General features: G+C 72.8%; 23 protein-coding genes and 1 pseudogene. 15 read left to right on the top strand and 9 right to left on the bottom strand.

Features of this window, described 5'->3' with window-relative positions; translation table 11 throughout:
* The first annotated feature begins 100 nt into the window (after window positions 1–100).
* The 3 genes from AB0K15_RS12120 to AB0K15_RS12110 are packed head-to-tail and all read left to right on the top strand — an operon-like array spanning window position 101 to window position 3005.
* Window positions 101–706, top strand: a complete 606-nt coding sequence (locus tag AB0K15_RS12120) for a TetR/AcrR family transcriptional regulator (protein ID WP_220240733.1) — start codon at window positions 101–103, stop codon at window positions 704–706.
* The gene (locus tag AB0K15_RS12115; RefSeq protein WP_364048621.1) at window positions 690–2306 is read left to right on the top strand and encodes an acyl-CoA dehydrogenase family protein; all 1617 of its coding nucleotides are present in this window, start codon (window positions 690–692) and stop codon (window positions 2304–2306) included. Before AB0K15_RS12120 ends, AB0K15_RS12115 begins: the two co-directional genes overlap by 17 nt.
* Window positions 2307–2357: 51 nt before the next feature.
* Entirely contained in the window at window positions 2358–3005 is a 648-nt protein-coding gene (locus tag AB0K15_RS12110; protein WP_364048619.1) for a class I SAM-dependent methyltransferase, read from the top strand.
* Window position 3006: 1 nt separating this feature from the next.
* On the opposite strand, the gene AB0K15_RS12105 is transcribed toward AB0K15_RS12110, so the two are convergent.
* Window positions 3007–3759 (bottom strand): NAD(P)-binding domain-containing protein, encoded by a 753-nt coding sequence (locus AB0K15_RS12105; RefSeq protein ID WP_364048617.1) that lies wholly within the window; start codon window positions 3757–3759, stop codon window positions 3007–3009.
* Window positions 3760–3811: 52 nt separating this feature from the next.
* Here AB0K15_RS12105 and AB0K15_RS12100 point away from each other — a divergent pair, with 52 nt between their 5' ends.
* Both AB0K15_RS12100 and AB0K15_RS12095 read left to right on the top strand, forming a co-directional pair.
* Window positions 3812–4387 (top strand): DUF4865 family protein, encoded by a 576-nt coding sequence (locus AB0K15_RS12100; RefSeq protein WP_364048997.1) that lies wholly within the window; start codon window positions 3812–3814, stop codon window positions 4385–4387.
* Between the two features lie 41 nt (window positions 4388–4428).
* A complete protein-coding gene (locus AB0K15_RS12095) occupies window positions 4429–5211 on the top strand; it encodes an SDR family oxidoreductase (RefSeq protein WP_364048615.1) in 783 nt (260 codons plus the stop codon).
* Here the strand turns inward: AB0K15_RS12095 and AB0K15_RS12090 are convergent.
* Together AB0K15_RS12090 and AB0K15_RS12085 are read right to left on the bottom strand one after the other, a co-directional pair.
* Window positions 5208–5852, bottom strand: coding sequence for an SWIM zinc finger family protein (locus AB0K15_RS12090; RefSeq protein ID WP_364048613.1), 645 nt, complete (start codon window positions 5850–5852; stop codon window positions 5208–5210). The genes AB0K15_RS12095 and AB0K15_RS12090 overlap by 4 nt on opposite strands.
* On the bottom strand, window positions 5849–8371 hold the full coding sequence (locus tag AB0K15_RS12085) for a DEAD/DEAH box helicase (protein WP_364048611.1): 2523 nt from the start codon (window positions 8369–8371) through the stop codon (window positions 5849–5851). Before AB0K15_RS12085 ends, AB0K15_RS12090 begins: the two co-directional genes overlap by 4 nt.
* An 82-nt stretch (window positions 8372–8453) precedes the next feature.
* Here AB0K15_RS12085 and AB0K15_RS12080 point away from each other — a divergent pair, with 82 nt between their 5' ends.
* From AB0K15_RS12080 to AB0K15_RS12060, 5 genes are all read left to right on the top strand, one after another.
* Window positions 8454–9224: a TetR/AcrR family transcriptional regulator gene (locus AB0K15_RS12080; protein ID WP_364048609.1), complete on the top strand. Its 771-nt coding sequence runs from the start codon at window positions 8454–8456 to the stop codon at window positions 9222–9224.
* Window positions 9225–9333: 109 nt separating this feature from the next.
* Complete coding sequence (locus AB0K15_RS12075; RefSeq protein ID WP_364048607.1) at window positions 9334–10665, top strand: RNA polymerase sigma factor; 1332 nt, start codon at window positions 9334–9336, stop codon at window positions 10663–10665.
* Window positions 10662–11468: an alpha/beta hydrolase gene (locus AB0K15_RS12070; RefSeq protein ID WP_364048605.1), complete on the top strand. Its 807-nt coding sequence runs from the start codon at window positions 10662–10664 to the stop codon at window positions 11466–11468. The genes AB0K15_RS12075 and AB0K15_RS12070 overlap by 4 nt, the downstream gene beginning before the upstream one ends.
* A 10-nt stretch (window positions 11469–11478) precedes the next feature.
* Window positions 11479–11799 (top strand): YciI family protein, encoded by a 321-nt coding sequence (locus AB0K15_RS12065; RefSeq protein WP_364048603.1) that lies wholly within the window; start codon window positions 11479–11481, stop codon window positions 11797–11799.
* A 20-nt stretch (window positions 11800–11819) separates the two neighbouring features.
* Window positions 11820–12308 (top strand): GyrI-like domain-containing protein, encoded by a 489-nt coding sequence (locus AB0K15_RS12060; protein ID WP_364048601.1) that lies wholly within the window; start codon window positions 11820–11822, stop codon window positions 12306–12308.
* A gap of 34 nt (window positions 12309–12342) precedes the next feature.
* Here the strand turns inward: AB0K15_RS12060 and AB0K15_RS12055 are convergent, their stop codons facing one another.
* Window positions 12343–12822: an anthrone oxygenase family protein gene (locus AB0K15_RS12055; protein ID WP_364048599.1), complete on the bottom strand. Its 480-nt coding sequence runs from the start codon at window positions 12820–12822 to the stop codon at window positions 12343–12345.
* Window positions 12823–12851: 29 nt separating this feature from the next.
* Entirely contained in the window at window positions 12852–13673 is an 822-nt protein-coding gene (locus AB0K15_RS12050; RefSeq protein ID WP_364048597.1) for an NAD(P)H-binding protein, read from the bottom strand.
* 81 nt (window positions 13674–13754) lie between these two features.
* Between AB0K15_RS12050 and AB0K15_RS12045 the strand changes: the two genes are divergently transcribed.
* On the top strand, window positions 13755–14696 hold the full coding sequence (locus AB0K15_RS12045) for an AraC family transcriptional regulator (protein ID WP_364048595.1): 942 nt from the start codon (window positions 13755–13757) through the stop codon (window positions 14694–14696).
* Window positions 14697–14701: 5 nt separating this feature from the next.
* Here the strand turns inward: AB0K15_RS12045 and AB0K15_RS12040 are convergent, their stop codons facing one another.
* Window positions 14702–15676, bottom strand: coding sequence for a M20/M25/M40 family metallo-hydrolase (locus AB0K15_RS12040; protein WP_364048593.1), 975 nt, complete (start codon window positions 15674–15676; stop codon window positions 14702–14704).
* 184 nt (window positions 15677–15860) lie between these two features.
* Window positions 15861–16466, bottom strand: a pseudogene (locus AB0K15_RS12035) (ATP-dependent Clp protease proteolytic subunit); the annotation flags it as partial.
* A 170-nt stretch (window positions 16467–16636) separates the two neighbouring features.
* Here AB0K15_RS12035 and AB0K15_RS12030 point away from each other — a divergent pair.
* Complete coding sequence (locus AB0K15_RS12030; protein ID WP_364048591.1) at window positions 16637–17122, top strand: MarR family winged helix-turn-helix transcriptional regulator; 486 nt, start codon at window positions 16637–16639, stop codon at window positions 17120–17122.
* Window positions 17123–17221: 99 nt separating this feature from the next.
* On the top strand, window positions 17222–18064 hold the full coding sequence (locus tag AB0K15_RS12025; protein WP_364048589.1) for a TIGR03621 family F420-dependent LLM class oxidoreductase: 843 nt from the start codon (window positions 17222–17224) through the stop codon (window positions 18062–18064).
* Here AB0K15_RS12025 and AB0K15_RS12020 read toward each other — a convergent pair.
* A complete protein-coding gene (locus AB0K15_RS12020) occupies window positions 18048–19187 on the bottom strand; it encodes an NAD(P)/FAD-dependent oxidoreductase (RefSeq protein WP_364048587.1) in 1140 nt (379 codons plus the stop codon). The genes AB0K15_RS12025 and AB0K15_RS12020 overlap by 17 nt on opposite strands.
* A 69-nt stretch (window positions 19188–19256) precedes the next feature.
* Here AB0K15_RS12020 and AB0K15_RS12015 point away from each other — a divergent pair, with 69 nt between their 5' ends.
* Window positions 19257–19949 carry a TetR/AcrR family transcriptional regulator C-terminal domain-containing protein gene (locus AB0K15_RS12015; RefSeq protein WP_364048585.1) on the top strand — a complete coding sequence of 231 codons (693 nt, stop codon included), beginning with the start codon at window positions 19257–19259 and terminating at the stop codon, window positions 19947–19949.
* 16 nt (window positions 19950–19965) lie between these two features.
* Window positions 19966–20715, top strand: coding sequence for a hypothetical protein (locus AB0K15_RS12010; protein ID WP_364048583.1), 750 nt, complete (start codon window positions 19966–19968; stop codon window positions 20713–20715).
* A gap of 26 nt (window positions 20716–20741) precedes the next feature.
* Here the strand turns inward: AB0K15_RS12010 and AB0K15_RS12005 are convergent, their stop codons facing one another.
* Window positions 20742–22163, bottom strand: a complete 1422-nt coding sequence (locus AB0K15_RS12005; protein WP_364048581.1) for a selenium-binding protein SBP56-related protein — start codon at window positions 22161–22163, stop codon at window positions 20742–20744.
* Between the last annotated feature and the right edge of the window lie 143 nt (window positions 22164–22306).

Below are 22306 nucleotides of genomic sequence, written 5' to 3'. Positions count from 1 at the left end.
TGCCCAGCCAAGCACGCCCTGCTCGCCCTGCGCGGACCACTTTTTTGGGGCGTGCCGGCGTGGTTGACCGAAGCAGTGAATCGGTGGTTCACTTCTTGACGTGCCCTACCGCAGGACCCCCAAAGTGCAGGAGCGCCTCGACGCGCTGCGCGACTCGATCGTCGCCGCGGCGGTCGAGCAGCTGGCCGAGCACGGCTACGCGGGCTGTTCCGTGGCGGCGGTCGCGGAGCGGGCCGGGGTCGCCGTGGGCACGGTGTACCGCCACTTCCCCACCAAGGCCGAGCTGGTCGTGCGGGTGTTCCGCCAGGTCGTGACGCGGGAGGTCGAGGCGGTGCGCGAGGCGTCGGCGGGGCCGGGTGAACCGGCGGAGCGCGTGGCGGCGGTGTTCGAGACGTTCGCGGCGCGCGCGTTGAAGGCGCCGCGGCTGGCGTACGCGCTGCTGGCCGAGCCGGTGGACGCTCTCATCGACGCGGAGCGCCTGGAGTTCCGGCGGGCGTTCCGGGACGTGGTGGCCGAGCACGTGGCCGCCGGCGTGCGCTCGGGTGCGCTGCCCGCGCAGGATTCCGTGCTGACCGCGGCGGCGCTGGTGGGTGCCGCGGCGGAGGTGCTGATCGGGCCGCTGCGAGGCGGCGCGGTGAGTGATGTCGTCGAGTTGCGGACGTTCGTCGTCCGGTCTTTGGGAGGTTCCGATGTCCGCCACGCATGAGGTCACCAACCAGGTGCCGCCGTTGGTCTACGACGTCGCGGAGGATCCGGCGCTGCTCGAGGCGCTGGATCGTGCGGACGCAGGCTGGGCGGCCGGGGAGGTCCACGAGCTGGGCCGGCTCGCCGGGAGCGAACAGGCCCAGGAGTGGGGCCGGATCGTCAACGAGAACGAGCCGGTGCTGCGCACGCACGACCGGTACGGGAACCGGATCGACGAGGTCGAGTACCACCCGTACTGGCACGAGCTGATGAGCGTCGCCGTGTCGCACGGGCTGCAGGCCGCGCCGTGGCGTGACGAGAGAGCCGGGGCGCACGCGGCGCGGGCGGCAAAGCTGTACGTGTGGGGTCAGGTGGAGGCCGGGCACACGTGCCCGATTTCGATGACCTACGCGGCGGTCCCGGCGCTGCGGGCCAACCCTGAGCTCGCGGCGTTGTACGAGCCGCTGTTGGCGGCGACGGAGTACGACTTCGGGCTGCGGGAGCCGAGCACCAAGCGCGGGCTGATCGCGGGCATGTCGATGACGGAGAAGCAGGGCGGCTCCGACGTGCGGGCCAACACCACGACCGCGCGTCCGGTCGCCGATGGTTCGTACCGGTTGGTGGGTCACAAGTGGTTCACTTCCGCGCCGATGTCGGACCTGTTCCTCACGCTGGCGCAGGCGCCCGGTGGTCTGTCGTGTTTCCTGCTCCCCCGGGTGCTGCCCGACGGCAGCCGCAACCCGATCCGCCTGCAGCGGCTGAAGGACAAGCTGGGCAACCGGTCGAACGCGTCGTCGGAGATCGAGTACGAGGACGCCGTGGGCTGGCTCGTGGGCGAGGAAGGACGCGGGGTCCGCACGATCATCGAGATGGTGAACAACACGCGGCTCGACTGCGCGCTCGGCAGTGCGTCGGGGATGCGGCTGGGTGCGGTGCGGGCGGTGCACCACGCGACGCACCGGCACGCGTTCGGCAAGGCGCTGGTGGATCAGCCGTTGATGGCGAACGTGCTGGCCGACCTGGTGGTGGAGTCCGATGCGGCCGCGACGGTGGCGATGCGGCTCGCGGCGGCGGGTGATCGGCCGGACGACGCGCAGGAGCAGGCGTTCCGGCGTCTCGGGCTGGCGGTCACGAAGTACTGGGTGTGCAAGCGGGCGCCGGCGCACGCGGCCGAGGCGCTGGAGTGCTTCGGCGGCAACGGCTACGTCGAGGAGTCGGGGATGCCGCGGCTCTACCGCGAGGCTCCGCTGATGTCCATCTGGGAGGGTTCGGGCAACGTGGCGGCGCTCGACGCGTTGCGCGCGATGGGCCGTCAGCCGGAGTCGGTGGCGGCGTTCTTCACCGAGGTCGAGCAGGCCGCGGGTGCCGATGCGCGGCTGGACGACGCGGTGGACCGGTTGAAGAAGGAACTGTCCGATCTGGACGACGTGGAGTTCCGCGCGCGGCGGGTGGTGGAGTCGATGGCGTTGGTGCTGCAGGGTTCCCTGCTCGTGCGCCACGGCGACCAGGCGGTGGCCGACGCGTTCTGCGCGTCGCGGTTCGCCGGTGACTGGGGCATCGCGTTCGGCACGCTGCCGGCGGGCACGGACACCTCGGCGATCATCGACCGCGCCCGGGTGTAGGCGGCGCGTTCGGCGGACACGGGGCGGGCCGGCGCGATACCGTCCGCGGCCATGACCGCCTCCGGAACCGACTTCGTGTCCGCCACTCGCACCGCCTACGACACCGTCGCGGTGTCCTACGCCGACCTGTTGAAGGACGACCTCGCCGCGAGCCCGTGGGACCGCGCGATGCTGGACACCTTCGCCGAGCTCGTCGGCGCGGGCGCCCGCGTCGGGGATCTCGGGTGCGGGCCGGGCCGGATCACGGGCTACCTGGCGGGGCGGGGGCTGGCCGCGTTCGGGATCGACCTGTCCCCCGGCATGGTCGAGGCCGCGCGCGAGGCGCACCCGGGGCTGGAGTTCGAGGTCGGCTCGATGGCCGAGCTGCCGCTGGACGACGCGTCGCTGGCGGGTTCGCTCGCGTGGTACTCGCTGATCCACACCCCGCCGGAGCGGCTGCCGGTGCTGGTTGCGGAGCTCGCGCGCGTGCTCGAGCCGGGCGGGCGGCTGCTGACCGCGTTCCAGGTCGGGACCGAGCGCCGGCACCTCACCCACAGCTACGGCCACGACATCTCCCTCTACGCCTACCGGCTCGACCCGGACTTCATCACCGGGCTGCTCACCGACGCCGGCTTCACGATGGAGGCCCGGCTCATCCGCGCGAGCGGTCCGCGGGAGAAGACGCCGCAGGCTTATCTGCTGGCGCGCAAGGAAAGCTGAGCTATTCGCGCAGCCGGGCCAGGACCGCGTCGAGGGCGTGGCGAACCGCGCCGGGCACGCCGTCGTGGCGCAGCGCCGTCATCAGCTGCTCGTTGATCCCGCCCGGTGTGGTGTGTTTCGCGGTCAGTTCGGTGAGCGACGCGGTGCCGAGCGACCGGCCCAGCTGTGCGAACAAGTGCGTGACGTAGGCGTCGGCGGCGCCGGGTTCGACACCGTGGCCCGCGAGCCAGCCCGCGATCGTGGTCAGGTAGTCCAGGTGCGCGGCGAAGGTGGCGGTGGCGGCGCTGAAGGCGTCGAGCGTCGGTTCGTCAGGCGGGACGACCACCCCGCCGAGTGGCTCGAACAGGTCGCGGGCGGCGGGGTGGTCGGGGAACAGCGCGGTGCGGCTCTGCCGGCGGGCGGCCTGCGGCAGCGGGATGGTCCGCACGACGTGCGCGGCCGGCGCGGCCCACTCACGCAGCGTCGCCAGCGGCACCCCGGCCACGGCGCTGAGCACCACGTGGTCCGGCCGGAACACCAGCTCTGCCACCACTTCCCGGGCGACGGCGGGCCGCACCGCCAGCACGATCACCGAAGCCGCGTCGAGCACGTCCTGGTTGCTCGCGCAGACAGCCACGTTCGGGAACCGCGCCGCCAGCTCCCGGCCGACCTGCCGGCCGCGCGGCGACAAGAACACCGCAGGCGCCCCGACGCCGAGCCCTTCGACGATCGCCGCCGTGATCTCCCCGGCTCCCACAAACCCGTACGCCCCCATGCCCCGCCCTCCTAGTGTGGACCTCGACGATCGGAGGTCACCCGTGCACGCCATGCACTACGAGATCACCCTGCCCGCCGACTACGACATGCAGATCATCCACCGCAGGGTGCGTGAGCGCGGGCCGTTGCTGGACCAGTTCCCCGGGCTGGGGCTCAAGGCGTACGGGGTGCGCGAACGCGGCGTCGACGGCTCGGCGCTCAACCAGTACTCCCCCTTTTACCTCTGGCACGACCCGGCCGGGATGCACGCGTTCCTGTGGGAAGGCGGCTTCCGCGGGATCGTCGACGACTTCGGCCGCCCGCCCGTGCAGCACTGGACCGTGCTCGCGTTCGAGGAAGGCCCGGCGTTCGCCACCACACCCCGCGCGGCGGGCAAACGCACGGAGACCCTGCCGCGCGAGGTGCTGCCGGGTGACCTGATCACACCGGCGGTGGCGGACCTGGCCGAGCACGCGCGGCGGGCCGGCGTGCATTCGGCCGCGCTCGTGATCGACCCGCGCGGCTGGGAGCTGGTGCGCTACACGTTGTGGGCCGAGGACGCACCGGACGAAGACCCCGTGCGGTACCGGATCGGGCACGTGTCCGCGCCGGAACTGGCGAAACTGCGCCGTGGCAGGCAGTGGTGAACTCGGTACGGTGATCGTCCGGAGCAACCTGAGGGAGATTGATGACTCGCTTGCACGATCGCCGGATCCTCGTGACGGGTGCCGGTTCCGGCATCGGCCGCGCCACGACGTTGCGTCTGCTGGAGGAGGGGGCGCGGGTGGTGGCCACCGACGTGTCCGCGGAGACCATCGCGGGCACCGCCGAGCTGGCCGGCGACCCGCGCCTGGAGACCTTCGTGATGGACGTCGCCGACGAGCCGTCGGTGGTGAAGGGCACCGCGGCCGCGGTCGAGCACCTCGGCGGGCTCGACGTGCTCGTCAACGCCGCCGGGATCCTGCAGGCCTCCCACACGCACGAGACGTCGCTGGAGTTCTGGAACCGGATCGTCGCGGTGAACCTGACCGGCACGTTCCTGGTCACGCGTGAAGCGCTGCCCGCGTTGATCGCCACCGGGAAGAGCGTGGTGATCAACTTCAGTTCCACGTCCGCGGCGTTCGCGCACCCTTACATGGCGGCGTACGCGGCGAGCAAGGGCGGGATCCAGGCGTTCACGCACTCGCTGGCGCTGGAGTACAGCAAGCAGGGCGTGCGCGCGGTCAGCGTCGCGCCGGGCAGCGTGAAGAGCGGCATCACCGACAACGCGGGCACCTGGATGCCGCAGGACGTGGACTGGGCGCTGTTCGGCAAGCTCCTGCCGATCCTGCCGACGGATCTCGCGACGCCGGTCGGCAACCCGGTCGGGCGCCCGGAGTCGGTCGCGGGTGTCGTGGCGATGCTGGCCTCCGACGACGGCGAGTTCATCACCGGCACCGAGATCCGCATCGACGGCGGCACCCACGCCTAGCGCGGCACCGGGTTGAACTCGGCCAGTTCCGGCAGAGGCGGCACCACCCGCGCGTACGCGTCGGCGGCCAGGATGCCGTCGGCGGGGCGGGTGGTGCGCTGCCCGAGCTCGTCGAGGACCTCGCGTTCGGTGCGGCCGCGGGCGAGCAGCAGCACGAACGGGTCGGCGTCGAGCAGCCACGACACCTGGAACGACAGCGCGGCCGCGTGCCGGCACGGCAGCTCGAACCCGGGGCAGTCGCACTCCGGGTCGAGATCGCCGATGCCCGGCAGCAACGGCACGTCGTCGGCCAGCTCCGGGGGCAGGTGCCGGTCGAGCAGCGCGGCGAGGTTCCCGGCCCGGTCGGCGGCCCGGCCCAGCAGCAGGTCCCAGTCCGCTGTGGACAGTTCCGCCAGGTGCACGCTGGTGCGGAACGGGCCGCCGTCGGTGGCGTCCACCGTCGCGGCGATCCGGCCGGGACTCACCGTGATCGGCCCGACCAGGCCCGCCACGGCGTAACGGCGGCCGCGCCGCAGCTGCCGCAGATCCAATGCGGTGTCCTCCATCGCCCGCAGCCACGCGCGGCCCCACCACGTGCGCGCGAACGGACCCCGGCCCTCGCACGCGGGGAATGCCGGGAACCCCCGGACGCGGTCGGTCATGCCGGCCTCCTCAGCTGCACGAGCTGGGCGAGCTCGGTGTCCGTCAGCTCGGTGAACGCCGCTTCCCCGCCGGCGAGCACCGCGTCGGCGAGCGCGCGTTTCTCCCGCAGCAGTGCGGCGATCCGGTCCTCCACGGTGCCCTCGGCGACGAGCCGGTGCACCTGCACCGGTCGTGTCTGCCCGATCCGGTACGCGCGGTCGGTCGCCTGGTCCTCCACGGCCGGGTTCCACCAGCGGTCGTAGTGCACGACGTGGTCGGCGCGGGTGAGCGTCAGGCCCGTCCCGGCCGCTTTCAGCGACAGCAGGAATACCGGCACGGTGCCGTCCTGGAACCGGCGGACCAGCTCCTCCCGCCGAGGGACGGGGGTGCCGCCGTGCAGGAACTGGCTGGGGATGTCACGACTCGCGAGGTGGCGCTGCAGCAGCCGCGCCATCACCACGTACTGGGTGAACACGAGGACGGCGCCGTCCTCGGCGAGGATCGTGTCGAGTAGCTCGTCCAGCAGCTCCAGCTTGCCGGACCGGCAGGACAGCGGCGCGTCGTCGCCTTCGGCGAGGTAGTGGGCCGGGTGGTTGCAGATCTGCTTGAGCGCGGTGAGCAGCTTGATGATCCGGCCGCGGCGCGCCATCCCGTCGCTCGCCCCGACCTCGGCCAGCAGCTCCCGCACGGCCGCCTCGTACAGCGCAGCCTGCTCGGACGTCAGGGCCACGGGCCGGTCGGTCTCGGTCTTCGCGGGCAGCTCGGGCGCGATGCCCGGGTCGGACTTGCGCCGCCGCAGCAGGAACGGCCGCAGCAGCCGGGAAAGCCGTTCGGCCGCGGCGGGATCGGCGCCGGACTCGACGGGCTTGGCCCAGCGGGCCCGGAACTCGGTGAGCGTGCCGAGCAGGCCCGGTGTGGTCCAGTCCAGGATCGCCCACAGCTCGGACAGCGTGTTCTCCACCGGTGTGCCCGTGAGCGCCACCCGCGCGGCCGATCGCAGCGTGCGCAGCGCTTTCGCCGTGCCGGAGCGGTGGTTCTTGACGTGCTGGGCCTCGTCGGCCACCACCAGGTCCCACGTCACGGCGGCCAGCGGCGCCGGGTCCGCGCGCAGCGTGCCGTAGGTGGTGAGGACGAACCCGGCCAGGTCGTCGAGCGAGCGCGCGCCGCCGTGGAACCGCCGCACGGCCACACCCGGGGCGAAGCGGTGGATCTCCGCTTCCCACGTGCCCAGCAGCGACGCCGGGCACACCACCAGCGTCGGGCCGGCGTCGCGGCGCAGGTGCAGGGCGATGAGGGTGAGCGTTTTGCCAAGGCCCATGTCGTCGGCGAGGCAGCCGCCCAGGCCGAGGGAGGTGACGGTGTCGAGCCAGTGCAGGCCGCGCAGCTGGTAGTCGCGCAGGGTCGCCGTCAGCCCCGCCGGCTGGGGCGCCGGGCCGGGCAGCTCAGCGAGCCGCGTCCGCAGCGTGGCGAGCCAGCCGTCGGTGACGAGCTCGACCTCGGCACCGTCCACTTCGGTCGTGCCGGCCAGCACGGCGGCCAGCGCGTCGACGGGCGCGAGGGGTTTCAGCGCCCGTTCTCGCGCGCGGCTCGCGGACGCCGGGTCGAGCAGCACCCACCGGTCGCGCAGCCGCACGACGGGGCGCTGCGCCTCGGCCAGCACGTCCAGCTCCGCCGCCGACAGCTGCGCGCCACCGAGGGCGAGCTGCCAGTCGAGCTCCAGTGCGCGGCCGCCGCCGAAGAACGCCGGCACGTCGTCCGGCGCGGCGCCGGGGCGGACGACGGCACGGGCCGTGAGACCAGCCAGCTCGGCGGGCCAGTGGACGGCGACGCCTAGCTCGGCCAGCCGGGCGGCGGCGGCACCGAGCAGCTCGCGGATGTCGTCGTCAAGCAGCGCCACCTCGGCCGGCACGGGCGCGGCCAGCAGCGGGGCGAGCGGCGGCCACACCTCGGCACAGCGCCGCAGCACGAGCAGCAGCCCGTGGCGGACCGCCTCGGCACCCGTCCGCCACAGTTCCTCCGCGTCGACGAGCGTGTCGCCGTGCACCTGCACCACGGCGCGGAACCGGCCGCCGTCGAGGTCCTCCGATTCGAGCCGCAGCGACACCCGGGTGGCTGCGGCGAGGCCGGCGACGTCACGCAGGAACCGCAGCAGCACGGGAAACGGCTCGGGCAGCCGGGCCGGGTCGCCGGGCAGCGGGGTGGCGTGGGCGTGCGGCGGCATCGCGTCGGCGAGCCGCCGCAGCCACTGTTCTTCCTCGGGTGCCAGCGGTCCCGTCCACCCGGCCTCGGCCAGGCGCGTCCCCGCCTGTGCGGCGACCGACCAGAACCCGGCCGACGCGTCGCCGGACACTCCGGGCAGCAGCTCGACGGCGTCGGTTACCGGGACCCGCCGCGCCGGAACCGTGCGCGGACCGTCGCGCAGCACCACCTCGACCGTCCCGGCCTCGCCCGGTCCCGCCGGTGTCGTGCCGTCCGGGTGCCAGAACACGACGAAACCCGGCTCGACCACCACGGCCGCCCCCGGCGATGCGCTCCCCACGACTCCCCTTCCCGTCGGTCTCGTCCGCCGTCCGCCGACGTTACCAGAACTCTGTACGGCGTACGAGGAAATGCAGGGCAGAATGACGCGAATGAGCACGGAGTACACCGGCGGCGGCGACCCGCGGCGCACGATCGAGCTGCTCTGGGGCGTCCCCGGGCCCCCGCGGCGCGGGCCGAAACCCAAGCTCACCGTCGCCGACGTCGTCGAGACCGCGACCCGGCTGGCCGACGCCGACGGGCTCGAGGCCGTGACCATGCGCCGCGTCGCCGACGAGCTCGGCGTCGCCCCGATGTCGCTCTACACCTACGTGCCCGGGCACGCGGAGCTGATCGACCTGATGCTCGACCACGCCCACGGCGAGCTCACCGCCGAACTGCCCACCACCGGCTGGCGCGACGCGCTCACCGCCGTGGCCGAGGATCTGTGGCGCCTCTACCACCGCCACCCCTGGCTGTTGCAGATCACCACCGGCCGCCCGCCGCTGGGGCCCAACACCTTCGCCAAGTACGAACGCGAACTCAGTGCACTCGACGGCGTCGACCTCGACGAGCTGGAGCTCGACGCCGTCGTCGGCCTCGTCATCGGGCTCGTGCAGGGCACCGCGCGCGGCTCCATCGACGCCATCCGGCTCGCGCGCCGCAGCGGACTGACCGACGCCGAATGGTGGGAACGCAGCGCGCCCGTCCTCGCCGGGATCCCCGCCGCCGACGCCGCGAACTTCCCGCGCGCGAGCCGCGTCGGCACCGCCGCCGGCCAGGCCCACGACGCCGCGTCCAACCCCGAACACCACTTCCGCTTCGGCCTCGCCCGCGTCCTCGACGGGGTGACGCTGCTCGTCGAGCGCCGCTGAAGGCCTGGAGACTGTCGGTCCCCCGGTTTAGGTTCGCACTCGGGTGTCGGTTTCGCCGTGGTCCGCTCGTCGAGCGGGTATGAGCGAGCCGGCACCGGAGGGAGCATGGGTGGAGGAGCACGGGCAAGACGACGCGGTGGAGGCCGCCGTCGCACGGGCGTTCCGGGAGGAGTGGTCGCTCGTGGTGGCCACCCTGATCCGGGTCACCGGCGACTGGGACCTCGCCGAGGAGTGCGCCCAGGACGCCTTCACCCTCGCCGTGCGCACCTGGCCGCGCGACGGCATCCCGGCCAAACCCGGGGCCTGGCTCACCACCGCCGCCCGCAACCGAGCCGTCGACCGGATCCGCCGCGACGCCGTCGGAGCGGGCAAGCTCCGGGAGGCCGCGCGCATGATCGTCCCCGACGAACCACCGACCGACACCACCGTGCCCGACGACCGCCTCCGCCTCATTTTCACCTGCTGCCACCCCGCGCTCGCCGTCGAAGCACAGGTCGCGCTCGCGTTGCGCACCCTGGCCGGGCTCAGCACCGCCGAGATCGCCCGCGCGTTCCTCGTGCCCGAAGCCACGATGTCGCAGCGGCTCGTGCGGGTGAAACGCAAGATCCGCAGCGCCGGCATCCCGTACCGCGTGCCGCCCGCGCACCTGCTGCCCGAACGCACCGCCGCCGTGCTCGGCGTGCTGTACCTGCTGTTCAACGAGGGCTACACCGCCAGCGCCGGACCCGACCTGCAACGCCCCGACCTCGCCGCCGAAGCCATCCGCCTCGCCCGCGTGCTCGCGCACCTGATGCCCGACGAACCCGAGGCCACCGGACTGCTCGCGCTCCTGCTGCTGCAACACGCCCGCCGCGCCACCCGCGTCGCCGAGGACGGGGAGCTGGTACCGCTGGAGGAACAGGACCGCGGCCGCTGGGACGCCGCCGCGATCACCGAGGGCACCACCCTGCTGGAAGCCGCGCTGCGCCGCCGCAGCCCCGGGCCCTACCAGGTCCAGGCCGCGATCGCCGCGTGCCACGCCACGGCCGCGCACGCCGCGGACACCGACTGGGCCCAGATCGCCGGCCTCTACCGCGAGCTGCGCCGGCACCTGCCCACCCCCGTCGTGGAACTGAACCACGCGGTCGCCGCGGGAATGGCGTACGGGCCCGGAACCGGGCTCGCGCTCGCCGACGAGCTCACCGCCCGCGGCACGCTGGCCGGCTACCACCTGCTGCCCGCCACCCGCGCCGACTTCCTCCGCCGCCTCGGCCGCACCGCCGAAGCCCACGCCACCTACACCGAAGCGTTCGACCTCGCCCCCACCGCCGCCGAGCGCAGCTACCTGCGACGCCGGCTCGCCGAAACATCTCCCGAGATTTCCCGAGCCGAAGTGTCGGTCCCGGCGCCGCCCGTTCGTCGGCTGGACGAACCGACCCGCGAACCGGAAGGACCGCGATGATCACCAAGACCCTGCGCGTACCCGGCGCCGAGCTGACCTACGACGTCGACGGCACCGGCCCCGTGCTGCTGCTCGTGCCCGGCGGCCCCGCCGACGCCACGGCGTTCACCGGCCTGCGCCCGCACCTGACCGGCCACTACACCGTGGTCACCTTCGACCCGCGCGGCATCTCCCGCAGCCCGATCGCCGGCGAACCCGGCAGCGACCTCGTCGGAGAGCACGCCGACGACGTGCACCGCCTGCTCACCGAGCTCGGCGGCGGGCCCGCGCACGTGTTCGCCAACAGCGGCGGCGCCATCACGATGCTGGAGCACGCCCAGCGCCACCCCGGCCAGGTCGCCACCCTGATCGCGCACGAGCCGCCGGTCAGCCGCTACCTCGGCGAGATGCTCGCCGACTTCCCCGACATCCCGGCGATCTACCGCGACCAGGGCGTGGAAGCCGCGCTCGGCGCGTTCATGGCGGCGTCCGGGTTCGACGTGCCGCCACCACCGGCGGACCCGTCGCCCGAGGAAATCGCGCAGGGCAAACGGATGCAGGGCAACTTCGCCTTCTTCTTCGGCCACCTCATGGCCGCCGTCGGCACCTGGGAACCCGACCTCGACGCCCTGCGCGCCACCCGCACCCGCCTCGTCGTCGCCGTCGGCAAGGCCGCCGCCGGCACCCCCGCCCACACCGCCGGGCTCGAGCTGGCCCGCGCGCTCGGGCAGGAAGCCGTGGAGTTCCCCGGTGACCACGGCGGGTTCGCCGGCGAACCCGGCGCATTCGCCACCCGCCTGACCGAAGTCCTCACCCACGCCTAGGAGACCGCTCATGCGATACCTGCTCATGATCGCCGGCGAAGAACCCACCGAAGAACAGAAGATCGCCGGCTGCGGCGGCTGGTCCGACGACCTGCTCGCCCGCGGCATCCTCGTCGGCGGTGGCGGACTGCACCCGCCCGCCACCGCCACCACGGTCCGCGTCCGCGGCGGAGACGTCCTGCTGACCGACGGCCCGTTCGCCGAGAGCAAGGAACAGATCGGCGGCTTCGTCATGATCGACTGCGCCGACCTCGACGAGGCCGTCGACATCGCCTCCCGCCACCCCGCCGCCGCGTACGGCACCATCGAAGTCCGCCCGATGCTGGGCTGACCCGAGCACGAGGAGAACCCATGCCATCCCTGGTGGAGCGCGAAGACCAGCCCTACGTCGGCTACCGCGCGACCGTCGGCCTCGACGGGCTGCCCGAGGTCGCGCACCACATCGCCGCGATCGCCGGCGCCCTCGCCGAACGCGGGGTCACGCCGGCGGACGCGCCGTTCTTCCGCTACCTCGTGATCAGCCCGGACATGGCGAGCCTGACGGTGGAAGCCGGCGTGCCCGTCGCCGCGCCGGTCGAGCTGGGCGAGGAGTACTTCACCGACGTCGTGCCGGGCGGGAAGTACGTGAAGGCCACCCACCACGGCGCACCCGACGGCCTCGTCGCCGCCACCGCCGAAGTCCTCGAGTGGGGCGCGGCCGAAGGCGTCCGCTGGGACCGCACCCAGGCCACCGACGGTACGCACTGGACCGGGCGCCTCGAGGTCTACCGCACCGACCCGCGCGTGGAACCCGACGCGACGAAGTGGGAAACCGACCTCTACTTCCGCCTCGCCGACTGACGAGCGCGCCGCGGGACCGGGTTTCGCACTGCCCTCACCCGGTCCCGCGCGCCAGCCACCCGCCGAGCAGGCACGCGAACCCGGCCGTCGAGACGAACGCGCGCAGCAGGTTCCACCGGACCCAGCTCGTCTCGAACCGCGCCCGCAGCTCGGCAAGCGCCGCCGTGCCCCGGTCCAGCGCGTTGTTCATCGGGATGTTCTTCACCGCCGTGATCACGATCATCGCCAGCAGCAGCGCAAACCCGGCGATCAGCCACGGCAGCGCCCCGCGCCCGCCGGCGACCAGATCCGCCACCACCGCGGCCGCCGCCAGCAGGGGCGCACCGAGGAACGTGAGCAGGAACCAGCCGTTGACGATCGCGATGTTGATCTCGCGCATCGCCGTCACGAACGTGTGGTCGTCTGCGCGCGCCAGACCCGGCATCACCGACACCGCGTAGGAGTAGAACAACCCCGCGATCAGGCCCGCCGCGACGATCGCGACCACCAGCACCACTCCGGACACCGTGGACATCCCGTGCTCCCTTCCCCCGCCGGCGCGGCTCACCGCGTCCAGACGCCCGTCGCCGCCGTCGAGCGCGCGTAGTCCGCGAAATCGCGCGCCGGGCGCCCCAGCACCTGCTCCACGTCACCGGTCACGTGCGAGTTGCGCCCGTCCAGCACCCGCGCGAACAGCTCGACCAGCACCTGCGCCTCGTCCGCCGGTACGCCGCCGTCGGTCGCGAGCCGCACGAACTCCTCCGCCGAAACCGGACGATAGCGGACATCCCGCCCGATCGCGGCGGAGATTTCCCGGGCCACGTCACCGAAGGTCAGCAGCCGCGGGCTGGTCAGCTCCAGCGTCCGGCCGTCGAGCGCACCCGTGGTCAACGCCTCGGCCGCGATGTCGGCGACGTCGTCGACGTCCACGAACGGCTCCGTCGTCCGCCCGGCCGGCAACGCGATCTCACCCGCCAGCACCGGCTCGAGGAAGAAGTGCTCGCTGAAGTTCTGGAAGAACCAGCTCGCCCGCAGCACCGTCCACGCCGCACCCGACTCGCGCACCACCTGCTCGCTGACCGCCGCGTCCTCCTCACCGCGCCCGGACAGCAGCACGATCCGCTCCACCCCGGCCGCCACCGCCCGCGCGCAGAACGCCCGGATCACCGGCGCCGCCCACGGCACCACCAGATCGGGATAGAACGTCACGTACACCGAGCCGACCCCGTCGAGAACCGGTGCCCACGTCGTGTCGTCACCCCAGTCGAACCGCGGCTCGCTGCCCCGCGAGACCGCCCGCACCTCGACCCCGCGCGCAACCAGCCGCTGCGTCACGCGGCGCCCCGTCTTACCCGTACCACCCAGAACCAGCGTCGTTTTCGTCATGACAACCAGTGAAGCGCCGGCTGATGAGACTCTCCATGGTTCATCGGCTCGATCCCATGTTCCAGCGTCTACACTGCCTGGATGGATCCGCTCGCCGCGCTCCTCGACGGGCCCCGCGCGCACGGGGCCTTCCTGCTCCGCTCGGTCCTGACGCCGCCGTGGTCACTGCGCATCGAAGACGAGGCCCCGCTCACCGTCGTCGCCGTCGTGGCCGGCGACGCGTGGCTCGTGCCCGACCACGGCGAGACCACGCACCTCGAGGCGGGAGACATCGCGATCACCCTCGGCCCGGACCCGTACCTGTTCGCCGACGACCCGGCCACCCCACCGCAGGCGGTGATCCTGCCCGGCCAGGAATGCCGCACTGCCGACGGCGAGCACCTCGTCGACCTGGTCGACATCGGCGTCCGCACCTGGGGCAGCCCGGGCGGCGGCACCACCGTGCTGCTCACCGGCACCTACCCCCGCGTCGGCGAGGTGTCGCGACGGCTGCTCGCGGCCCTGCCCCAGACCCTGCTGGTTCGCGCGGCCGACTGGGACAGCCCGCTCGTACCGCTGCTCGCGACCGAGATCGGCAGAGACGTGCCCGGCCAGGAAGCCGTGCTCGACCGGCTGCTGGACCTGCTGCTCATCGCCGCCCTGCGCACCTGGTTCGCGCGCCCCGGCTCACCCGCGCCCGCCTGGTACCGCGCCCACGACGACCCGGTGGCCGGGCGCGCGCTGCGGCTGCTGCAGGACCGGCCCGCCCACCCCTGGACCGTCGCCGAACTCGCCGCCGGCACCGGCGTCTCCCGCGCCGCGCTGGCCCGCCGCTTCACCGGCACCGTCGGCGAACCCCCGATGGCCTACCTCGCCGCATGGCGCCTCGCCCTGGCCGCCGATCTGCTGCGCCAGCAGCCCGACACCACGATCGGCGCCATCGCCCGCCAGGTCGGCTACGGCAGCGCGTTCGCGTTGAGCGCCGCCTTCAAACGCGAATACGGCCGCAGCCCCCAGCAGTACCGCACGCGCGTACCGGCGTAATGGCCTTACCGGAGATTCGACGCCTCCGACATCGCGAAGTGGGCGACCGTTCCGGCGATCGCGGCGAGGTAATGGCTCAGGACCACCCGGTTGACGTTGTCGAGACGATCACAGCTCCGGTGATAACACGGGTCGAACCGCTCATCGGCCGCCCCGCCCCACGCCTGGGCCTGCGCCGCGGACTTCCGCTTGTGGTCACCGTTTTCCGCGCCACCCGAAGGGATCCCGGCTTCGACAAACGCCGATTCGTCGTCGCCGACGAACTCGATGTTCTCCGGCTGGACCCCCGTCTGCCGGAGCTGGCCGGCGAGGACCCCGGCGACGGTGGCCGAACCGGCCGGGCCCGACGCGGACAGGTCGGCACCCACTCCACCCTGTGCGAAGTAGCCGCCGTTCGGCGAAGCGATCATGTCCACGTTGAGGTAGAGCATGATCGTGCCGAGCTCCTCGGCGGAAAGCCCGGTCACGTAAGCCTTCGCGCCCTGGGAACCGTCCTCTTCGGAGCCGAAGAACGCGAACCGGACCGTGTTGCGCAACGCCGCCGAGGGACCGAGGCACCTCGCGATCTCCAGCAGCGCCGCGACACCGGAACCGTTGTCGACGATGCCCGGACCGTCGGTCACCGAGTCCAGATGGGCCCCGACCACCACCACGTGGCCGGGGCTGCCGGTGCGAGTCTGGGCGAGCACGGTGCGCATCGTGCCCCGCTGCCGCGACCCCTCGTAAGCGGGAGTGTCCACCTCGTAACCGGAGGCACGCAGGACACCGGCCACGTAGTCGACGTTCGCGTCGTAGCCCGGGCCCGGCGACGCCCGGTTGCCGCCGTTCTCGTCGGCAATCCTCTGCAACGCCTGGAGGTGGACGACCACCCCGGCGTCAGTCACCGAACTCTTCAGCTGCTGGGCCGCGGGACCGTCGGTCGCCGCGATGCTCGCCGGGTTCCCGGCCGGGGCCGAACAACCCGCGACCGGTGCGAGCATGGTCCTTCCGCGAGACGGGATTCGTTCCCACGACTGCGTCGCCAGGGTGCTCCTCCCCGAGCCCGTGCCGCGAGGCGACCGGACGGGCACTTGCCCGTTCCGGCCACCATCGTCACCGCCCGCCCGGCGTGCGACACCGCACCGCAAAGGTGATAACTGCGGCGTCGGTCCACGCCGGACGATCTCAGGCCGTCGCGACCCGCTCCGCCCCCACGATGTGGTCCACGAACCCGTAGGCCAGCGCCTCCTCTGCGTCGAACCACCGGTCGCGGTCGGCGTCGGCGGTGATGCGCTCGACCGGCTGCCCCGTCTGGGCCGCCGTGAGCTCCGCGATCCGCCGTTTCATCTTCCCGAACACCTCGGCCTGGATCGCGATGTCCGTCGCCGCCCCCGAGATCCCCGCCGACGGCTGGTGCATCACGATCCGCGTGTTCGGCAGCAGGTGCCGCTTGCCCGGCGTGCCCGACGAGAGCAGGAACTGCCCCATCGACGCCACGAACCCCAGCCCCCACGTCGCCACGTCCGGCTTCACCAGCTGCATCGTGTCGTAAATCGCCATCCCCGCCGTGACCGAACCCCCGGGCGAGTTGAGGTAGAAGGTGATGTCCTTCTCCGGGTCGTCCGCGGCGAGCAGCAACAGCTGCGCCGTGATCCGGTTCGCCACCTCGTCGGTCACCTCGGTGCCCAGGAACACGATCCGGTCGCGCAACAGCTGCTCGTACACCGACTCGTTCGGCTGCTGCCCCGCCGCGTGCATCTCGGGAACCACTGTCAACGCCATCGTCTCCTCCTTCTCTTCGCGAGATCGCTGTCCGCCCCGAACGTAGGAGTGCGGGCGAGGCCGTGGGGGCGCCGTTCGCTCAGGGCGTGCGCGGTTCGCTCCCGGCGATCATCCGGAGGTAGCTGCGCGAAGCAGCCACTTCCCGCGTCGCCACCGCGGGCCGCCGTTACGCTCTGCCCATGCAGAACACCGGGGACGACCGCGTCCCCACCCTGTTGCGCAGCCGGCCCAGCTGGCTCGTCACCCAGCTCGCCACGCAGGTCACGCGGCTGGTGGGCGAGGCGTTCGACGCCGCCGGGTTCCGCCGCTACCACTACGCGCTGCTCGCCGCGCTCGACGAGTTCGGCCCCGCGAGCCAGGCCGCGCTCGGACGGCGCTGCCGCATCGACCGCAGCTACGTCGTCGAGGCCGTCGGCGAGCTGGAGGCCGCCGGCCTGGTGCTGCGCGCGCCCGACCCGGCCGACCGGCGCCGCAACATCGTCACCCTCACCGGCGAAGGCGGCACCCACCTCGCCGCGATGACCCGGACCCTCGACGACGTGCAGGACGAGCTCACCGCGCCCCTGCCGGCGGCCGAGCGCGAGCAGTTCGTCCACCAGCTCGGGCGCGTCCTCGACCACCTGCGCGAACCGCGCGTCACCGGTAAGGGTCCCGAAATCTCGTGATCACGATCATGGGCGTTGAACGGGACTAGCGTGGCGTACGTGTGAGCCGCAGGCCATACCGGCTTTCCCCGTTCGTCCGCATGCGAAGGATCCGCCCCCATGACCAACCACCCCTTCCGCTTCGGGGTCTCCCTGCTCAACGTCGGTTCCCGCACGGACTGGCGCGCCCGGGCCCGCGAGGTGCAAGACCGCGGCTACGACGTGCTCCAGGTCCCCGACCACCTCGGGATGGCCTCGCCGTTCCCCGCGCTGGTCGCCGCCGCCGACGTCACGAGCATCCGGCTGGGCACCTACGTGCTCAACGCCGGCGTCCTCAGCCCCGCCTACCTCGCGCGCGACGTCGCCGACGTGCAGCGCCTCACCGACGGCCGGTTCGAGCTCGGTCTCGGCACCGGCTACCTGCCGAACGAGTTCGAGGCCGTCGGCGTCCCGATGGGCTCCGGCGGCGAGCGCGTCCGCAAGCTGGAGTCCACGCTCAAGGCCACGCGTGAGCTGCTCGCCGCCGAAACCGGTGTGCCCGTGCCGCCGATCATGCTGTCGGGCTCGGGCGACCGTATGGTGGCGCTCGGCGGCCGTGAAGCCGACATCTTCAGCTTCTCGATCATGGCCGGTGTCACCCCCGGCACCGCCCCGGAAGACGCGTTCGCCCACCGCGTGCAGGTACTGCGCGACGCCGCGGGCGACCGGTTCGGCGACATCGAGCTGAACCTGTTCGTCGCGGCCGTCGGCGACAGTGTCGAAGAGCTCGACCTCGGCATCATCCGCCAGGCCAGCGGCCTGCCCGACGAGCAGCTCATCCAGCTGCCCGGCGTGCTCGTCGGCTCGCCGCGGGAGATCGCCGAGCGGCTCGAGCGCTACCGCGAAACCTTCGGCACCACCTACATCAGCGTGCTCGAACCACACCTCGCCGCGTTCGCCGAGGTCATCAAGCACCTGAGCTGACGTCCACGGCGCCCGGGGACCGCATCAGCTCCAGCACCCCCTGGGCGCCGCGCGGCGACAGGAACTTCTCCAGGTTCGCCGCCGAGTCCCGCGCCTCCTCGGCCGCGCGGGCGAACATCTCCTCCTCGAAACCGCGCACGTCTTCTCCCGACGCGAGCGCCAAGGCGAGCCGGGCGCCGTCGAGCATCGCCAGGTTCGCCCCCGCCCCCGCGAACGGCGGCATCAGGTGTGCCGCGTCGCCCAGCAACGTCACGCCCGGAACCGGATCCCACCTCAGGCCGGCCGGCAACGCCGTGATGGGCAGCCGCGTGATCGGTCCTTCGGCCGCGGCGACCAACTCCAGGAACTCCGGCGCCCAGCCCGTGTAGAGGTCCTGCAGCTGTTGCCTGGCCGTAGCCGGGTCGTCGAACGCGATGCCCGAGGTCGTGAACCAGTCCTCGGCACCGCGCATCGTCAGGTGCACCCGGGCACTGCCGTCGCCGTTGCGCTGCGCGGACAGCGTGCGGTCCGGGCCGATCGCCAGGAAACTGCCGCGCCCGACCAGCACCGAGAGCGCGGGATGGGCGCGGTCGATGTCCGGGATCACGACCTCGATCGCGTTCACGCCGGTGTGCGCCGGTTCGGCCGGGGTGACGAGCGGACGGACGCGGGAACGGGCGCCGTCCGCGCCGACCAGGAGGTCGCAGTCGGCGGTGCTGCCGTCGGCCAGGTGCAGGCGATGTCCGTGGATGAGCGGCGTGACGTCTTCCACGCCGCGTCCCCAGTGGACGGTCTGCGGCGGCAGGGCGTCGAGCAGAAGCTTGCGCAGCGCGGGACGGTCGGCTTCCGGGCGGCCGAACGCGTCGTCGGGCGTGTCCTCGCGCAGCAGCAGGGTGCCCGTGTGGTCGTGGAGCACCAGGTCCTGGCCCTCGGGCCGGGCGATGGCGCGGAACCCGGCCGTCAGCCCCGCCGCACGCAGCGCGAGCTGGCCGCCGGCGGGGTGCAGGTCGAGCGTGCCGCCCTGGATGCGGGCGGCCGGACCCGCGTCGCGTTCGTACACGTCGGCGTGGATGCCGTGGACGTGCAGGACCCGGGCGAGCGTGAGGCCACCGAGGCCTCCTCCGGCGATGGCGATACGAGACATGAGAGCTCCGATCGATACGGTGTATTTTACGATACGGCGTATCGACGAGTGCGGTGTATCGTTACCGCGATGAGCGAACTGGTGTGGGAACGGCCCGAGCCGCCGGCCAGATCGGCGCCGACCCCGCTGAGCCGGGAGCGGATCGTCGCCGCGGCCTGCGCGCTCGCCGACGCCGAAGGACTGGAGGCGGTGTCGCTGCGCAAGGTCGGGGCCGCGCTCGGCGCCGGGCCGATGCGCCTCTACGGCTACCTCTCCACCAAGGACGAACTGCTCGACCTCATGGCCGACGCCGTCTACGGCGAGCTGCCCCTGCCCGAACCCGGCACCGACCGTCGCGGGGGGCTGCGGGCGCTCGCCCACGCGGTCCGCACGGCGGCGCACCGGCACGAATGGTTCGCCGACCTCCTCGGCGGGCGCCCCGGGCTCGGCCCGAACGCGCTGGCCTACCTCGAAGCGTCGCTCGCCGCCGCGGACGAAGGCGACCTCGACGACGCGCTCGTCGCGGTGCACGCCGTGCACTCCTACGTGACCGGCGCCGTGCGCAGCGAGATCACCGAGCTGCGCCGCGAACGCGAGTCGGGCCAGGACGAAACGCAGTGGCAACGCGCGTCCGCCCCCTACCTGCGGCGCATGCTCGCCACCGGCCGCTACCCGACCCTCGCCCGCGCCGTCGACCTCGGCTCCCACCCCGACGCGGACACCGCGTTCGACACCAGCCTCACCCGCGTCCTCGACGGTCTCGGTGGCCCGGTTACCGCTTAAGCGGCAAGATCGCGGCGTGACTCCCGAGCTAGGCCCGACGACCCGCGTCATGCACGCGATGGAACAGCTGTGGGCGGAAATCCGCCGCCGCCACCCCGACGTGCCCGAGGCCATCCTCGTGCTGGCATCCGGCACGATGGGCACGACCACGGAGATCCACGGCCACTTCGCCCGCTCCCGCTGGCACGTCGGCCCCGGCGAGGATCCGCGCGCGGAGTTCTTCCTCGGCGCGGAAGGGCTGCGCCGCCCCGCCGCGGAAATCCTGGCCACCACGCTGCACGAAGCCGCCCACGGTCTGGCCGCGACCCGGGACATCGTGGACGTGAGCGACGGCCGCTACCACAACAAGCGGTTCGCGGCGCTCGCCCACGAGCTGGGCGCGCGGGCCGAGCAGGCGGACCGGATCGGGTGGTCGGCCACCACCGCCTTGCCCGCGACGATCGAGGCCTACGCGGACTCGCTGCGCGTTCTCGAACAGGCGTTGACGGTCTGGCGGCACACCGAGCAGGAGGTCGCGGTCCGTGCGCAGGCTCCGGAACCGCCGCCCACGGATCCCGACCGGCCCGACGTCGTCGTGCCGGCGCCGGCTCCGACAGTGATCGCGCCCGTGGACGGCCGCGGTGCGCACCGCGGTGGGCCGAACTACGTGGCCGCGGTGTGCGGGTGCGACAAGCCTCGCCGCATCCGCGCGGCCCGGTCGGTCCTCGAACTGGGCCCGATCACCTGCAGTCTCTGCCAATCGCCCTTCATCGAAACCGCGACCTGACCGGCCCGGCCGCAGGCGCGCTCAGGTCAGCGGAAACAGTACGAGTCCGACGAGGCGTCGCCGCCCTCCAGTCGGACCTGATGCGGGCGCAGGCCACGGAAGTCGTCGCCGTGCAGGAAGCACTTCCCGTCGACGCGCAGCCCGCCGGCGGCCGGATCGGTCTCGAGCTTCGCCATCCAGGCTCCGACGCCGTCGGGGTAGAACTGGTCGTCCCAGGAACCGTAGAGCGAGTTGGTGACGTAGATCCGGCGACCGTCGCGGCTCACCTCGACCATCTGGGGGCCACCCGACAGCTGCAGGGACGGCGCGGACGGATGCGGAACCCGGCCGGTGATGCCACCGAGCCGCACCGAACCGACCTCCCTCGGCCGGGCAGGATCACTGACGTCGAACTGCTTCAGCTCACCAGTGCCCCAGCACGACACGTACAGGAACCGGTCGTCCACGCTGAGGCCGATGTCGGAGATCAACGGCGGCACGGCGCCGAACGGCCGCAGTGCCGGTGGCAGGTCCGCGGCATCCGCGGGCTCGGCGGGCACGGTGATCACCTTGTCCGCGGCCCAGCTGCCACCGTCGCGGTGCCAGCGCCACACCGACGCCGACAGGTCCTCAGTGGACACCACCACGCCCGCGAACCCCCACTCGGCCTCCGGGTCGTGCGACGGGCGCAGCTCGAGCACCATCTGGTACTGCTCGCCGAGATCGACCCGCTGCTGGTGCCGGCCCGTGGCCAGGTCCCAGAAGTGCAGCGCGTGCCCGTACTTGTGGCCCAGCAGCAGCTCCGGGTCGATCCCGTCCTCGATCATCGACGGTGTGCCCCACTCGCTGCTGATCAGCGTGTTGCGGTTGAGGTGCCACCACGCGTCGTAGGCCAGGTACTGCGGGCCCCGATCGGTCTCCCACGCGCGCACCACGTCGAACGTTTCGTGGTCGAGCAGCGCGATGCCGCCCGGCCCGCCCGAGCCTTCCCCGGCGCCGAGGCACGACAGGTACACCCCGTCCGGCCCGCAGTGGGACGTGTGCGGACGGGAGTAGCCGGCCTTCTCGGCCAACTCCGCCGCGGTCACCGTCTTGTGCAGCACGGGCTGCCGCGGGTCGGGCTGGGTGTCGAACACGTGGATGTTCGAGGACCGCAGCCCGGGCAGCAACAGGAACCGGCGGCGCAGCCCGTCGGGATCGTGCCCGGTGTGCGCGAACGCGCTGCTGCACGCGTTCCACCCGAAGTGGTGCAGCTCGTCGCCGGTGGTCGGCAGCTCGGACCAGCCGACCACACTGCCGTAGGTGCCCGAGTCGGGATCCACGTCGACCGTCACCAGGGCGTCCGGTTTGGCGGCCGTCCGGTCGAACGCCACAACATACGCGAGCTTCTCCGGCGGGGCCGCGATCGCGTCGCCCGGGCTGCGGTAGAAGGTCGGATCCGGCTGTGCTTGCGTTGACTGTCCGGTCATCACGCCCTCCATCCCGGTTCCCCGCCGTCAATGTCCCGCGGACGCGGTTGTGGTCGCAAGGCGCGAGCGCGCGGACCGGATGCCGCGCGCCATGGCTCGGCGTGATCCGCCGAGCGGCATCGCCCTCCGTCGTGAGCCCGGCT

The organism is Amycolatopsis sp. NPDC049253 (assembly GCF_040678995.1).
In the GTDB taxonomy this organism is placed as follows: Bacteria; Actinomycetota; Actinomycetes; order Mycobacteriales; family Pseudonocardiaceae; genus Amycolatopsis.
The sequence above is the reverse complement of the archived record's forward strand: the minus strand, read 5'-3'. Positions and strand labels throughout refer to the sequence as shown.

Bases quoted from the DNA above. Each gene is read 5' to 3' on its own strand.
- AB0K15_RS12115 (WP_364048621.1), top strand. From the start codon at position 690: ATGTCCGCCACGCATGAGGTCACCAACCAGGTGCCGCCGTTGGTCTAC.
- AB0K15_RS12110 (WP_364048619.1), top strand. From the start codon at position 2,358: ATGACCGCCTCCGGAACCGACTTCGTGTCCGCCACTCGCACCGCCTAC.
- AB0K15_RS12105 (WP_364048617.1), bottom strand. From the start codon at position 3,759: ATGGGGGCGTACGGGTTTGTGGGAGCCGGGGAGATCACGGCGGCGATC.
- AB0K15_RS12100 (WP_364048997.1), top strand. From the start codon at position 3,812: ATGCACTACGAGATCACCCTGCCCGCCGACTACGACATGCAGATCATC.
- AB0K15_RS12095 (WP_364048615.1), top strand. From the start codon at position 4,429: ATGACTCGCTTGCACGATCGCCGGATCCTCGTGACGGGTGCCGGTTCC.
- AB0K15_RS12090 (WP_364048613.1), bottom strand. From the start codon at position 5,852: ATGACCGACCGCGTCCGGGGGTTCCCGGCATTCCCCGCGTGCGAGGGC.
- AB0K15_RS12080 (WP_364048609.1), top strand. From the start codon at position 8,454: ATGACGCGAATGAGCACGGAGTACACCGGCGGCGGCGACCCGCGGCGC.
- AB0K15_RS12070 (WP_364048605.1), top strand. From the start codon at position 10,662: ATGATCACCAAGACCCTGCGCGTACCCGGCGCCGAGCTGACCTACGAC.
- AB0K15_RS12065 (WP_364048603.1), top strand. From the start codon at position 11,479: ATGCGATACCTGCTCATGATCGCCGGCGAAGAACCCACCGAAGAACAG.
- AB0K15_RS12060 (WP_364048601.1), top strand. From the start codon at position 11,820: ATGCCATCCCTGGTGGAGCGCGAAGACCAGCCCTACGTCGGCTACCGC.
- AB0K15_RS12055 (WP_364048599.1), bottom strand. From the start codon at position 12,822: ATGTCCACGGTGTCCGGAGTGGTGCTGGTGGTCGCGATCGTCGCGGCG.
- AB0K15_RS12050 (WP_364048597.1), bottom strand. From the start codon at position 13,673: ATGACGAAAACGACGCTGGTTCTGGGTGGTACGGGTAAGACGGGGCGC.
- AB0K15_RS12045 (WP_364048595.1), top strand. From the start codon at position 13,755: ATGGATCCGCTCGCCGCGCTCCTCGACGGGCCCCGCGCGCACGGGGCC.
- AB0K15_RS12040 (WP_364048593.1), bottom strand. From the start codon at position 15,676: ATGCTCGCACCGGTCGCGGGTTGTTCGGCCCCGGCCGGGAACCCGGCG.
- AB0K15_RS12030 (WP_364048591.1), top strand. From the start codon at position 16,637: ATGCAGAACACCGGGGACGACCGCGTCCCCACCCTGTTGCGCAGCCGG.
- AB0K15_RS12025 (WP_364048589.1), top strand. From the start codon at position 17,222: ATGACCAACCACCCCTTCCGCTTCGGGGTCTCCCTGCTCAACGTCGGT.
- AB0K15_RS12020 (WP_364048587.1), bottom strand. From the start codon at position 19,187: ATGTCTCGTATCGCCATCGCCGGAGGAGGCCTCGGTGGCCTCACGCTC.
- AB0K15_RS12015 (WP_364048585.1), top strand. From the start codon at position 19,257: ATGAGCGAACTGGTGTGGGAACGGCCCGAGCCGCCGGCCAGATCGGCG.
- AB0K15_RS12005 (WP_364048581.1), bottom strand. From the start codon at position 22,163: ATGACCGGACAGTCAACGCAAGCACAGCCGGATCCGACCTTCTACCGC.